The organism is Mesorhizobium sp. M2A.F.Ca.ET.037.01.1.1 (assembly GCF_003998075.1).
Taxonomy (GTDB): domain Bacteria; phylum Pseudomonadota; class Alphaproteobacteria; order Rhizobiales; family Rhizobiaceae; genus Mesorhizobium.
In genome coordinates, this window is the sequence record NZ_RZSA01001656.1 from 1 (window position 1) to 655 (window position 655).

General features: G+C 55.3%; 1 protein-coding gene. It reads right to left on the minus strand.

Translation table 11 applies throughout. The features are described from left to right. Positions 1–57: 57 nt before the first annotated feature. Positions 58–655: ABC transporter permease (locus EOA27_RS39025; protein WP_145970932.1), on the minus strand; the 598-nt coding region annotated here is incomplete at its 5' end.

Below are 655 nucleotides of genomic sequence, written 5' to 3' on the forward strand. Positions count from 1 at the left end.
ATTTTGACGTGTATCCTAGGACGGCGGCCGTCGTGAACGTCGCGCATCGCGTTGAAGTCACGCGTCACCGGGATTTGCGGCCATCCTTTGGTCCACCGAGCGCGCTCTCGGCTGTGCCCGCCACCACGCGAAATATAGAATAACCAAATAGAGAACTGGGAGGAGCATAAGTAATGATGCCACTGCTGCGATAGTTGGATCAATCTGGTTCCGGATATTCTCCCACATCTTAAGTGGAAGCGTACGGATTGCGAACCCGCTAACCAATGACGTAACCACAACCTCGTCAAAGGAGTGAAGAAACGCGAAGAAGGCGCCGCCGATAATTCCTGGCCTTATTAGCGGCAGTGTCACCCTCCAGAAGGTTCGCGTCGGTCCCGCGCGCATGCTCATTGCTGCCTGCTCCAGCCGTCTGTCAAAGTTTGTCAGGGTGGCTGATACGATCACTACGACGTAACTAATGGCGCCAAGACTGTGCGCCAACACAATACCTGTCGTTGAGCCGACTAGCCCAAAATCTGAGAGCCCAAGGTAGGCTGCGATGCCGACCACGATAACCGGAATGGTGATCGGGGTAAGAATGACCATGTTGAGCAAGCCGCGCGCACGCGGGTGTGTGCGACTGAGGCCATATGCGGCAATTGTCCCTATGAAC